The following is a 1,431-nucleotide window of genomic DNA, read 5'->3' on the forward strand; positions in this document are numbered from 1 at the left end:
TACTCCAGCAGGAGATCCGTTTCACGGTTCTGTGAGGACTTGTCGGGCGTAGTGGCTGCTCTTGGCTGTGGCTTGATGCCGGCGTCGGAAGATGGACCAGGCGATGACGTCGGCGACGCGTCGGGTGGGTTCGATGATCAGGGCGTGGAACAGTCGTCGGAGTTCGTTGACGGTGATCGGGATCAGGCTGCGCGGGCTGGTGGTGTTGGTCGTTGTTGCGGCGGCGAGGAACGCGTGAGCGGCGATGACGAGGGTGGTCCAGCGGTGCCAGGCGCGCCAGCGGCGGTGTTGGTGCTGGTCCAGGCCGAGGCCGGTCTTGGCGGCCTGGAACGACTCCTCGATGCTCCACCGTCTGCCGGCGACGGCGACCAGGTGGTGCAGCGGAACGAGGTCGGGTGACCAGCAGCGGTAGAACGCCAGCTCACCTGTGGTGCGGTTGCGGCGGAGCAGGAGCCAGTGGTGACCGTGGTGCTCATCGGCGGCCAGCGGCAGGGTGATGAATGCCCAGTCGTAGTAGCGGTGGCCCTTCGCCCCGTTGCCGGCGGAGATCCGCTGCCACGCCCGTGTCGGCAGGCCGGCGGTGATCTGGTCTGCTCGCTGGATGCCGAGTCCGGTCGGGACTCGGTGCGAGCAGGCAACCGCGAGGACGTAGCCGAGCCGCTGGTCGCGTAGCGCGGTGGCCAGGTGCGGGTCGCCTCCGTAGGCTTCGTCGCCGGCGACCCACCGACACGGCAGCCCGCCGAGCACCGCTGTTTCGATGAGCCGTCGTGCCAGCTGCGGTTTCGTGGCGAAGCCGACGGTGTCGGGCACCCCGGCCTCAGCACGTCGAGCGGGGTCCCCGATCCACGATTTCGGCAGGTAGAGAGCAACGTCGAGCAGGGTGTGCCCGAGCGGTGAGGCATACGACAGGTGCACGGCGAGCTGACAGTTCTCGATCTTCCCGGCGGTGCCGGAATACTGCCGTTGTACCCCGACAGTGTGGGTGCCCTTCTTCAGATCCCCGGTCTCGTCGACCAGTAGCACCCCGTCCGGGTGCCCGAGGTTCGCCGCGACGAAGTCACGCACGTCCGCACGAACGACGGCGTCGTCCCAGCTCGCCCGACCGATCAGGTCCTGCATACCGCCGGGCCCGACGTCACCGGCGTGTTCCGCGATCGTCCAGCAGTTCTTCACCGGCAACGGCGCAAGCAGCCCCGCCACGAAATCCCGGACCCGGCGCCGAGGCTCAGGCCGGCCAAACCGCGACGCGACCACGTCCATCAACCCGCTGAACAGCTCAGACCATCGCTGAACGTCTACTCTGTAGGCGGCAGCCACCGCCGCATCTCCTGAGGTCCACACAACCCGTGAGACTCGCCGGTGGCTGCTTGCTGTCCACGGACAAAACCACACGCCACCACAGACCCGAACGGATCTCCTGCTGGAGTACTA

At 67.5% G+C, this 1,431-nt stretch carries 1 protein-coding gene; it reads right to left on the reverse strand.

The annotated features are described in order from the left end of the window. Positions 1-21: 21 nt before the first annotated feature. Positions 22-1,260, reverse strand: a complete 1,239-nt coding sequence (locus ABZS40_RS36675; protein WP_354949333.1) for an IS701 family transposase — start codon at positions 1,258-1,260, stop codon at positions 22-24. Positions 1,261-1,431: the final 171 nt, after the last annotated feature.

This window comes from Micromonospora sp. NPDC005324, assembly GCF_040607155.1.
Taxonomy (GTDB): Bacteria; Actinomycetota; Actinomycetes; order Mycobacteriales; family Micromonosporaceae; genus Micromonospora; species Micromonospora trifolii.

Bases quoted from the DNA above. Each gene is read 5' to 3' on its own strand.
- ABZS40_RS36675 (WP_354949333.1), bottom strand. From the start codon at position 1,260: ATGGACGTGGTCGCGTCGCGGTTTGGCCGGCCTGAGCCTCGGCGCCGG.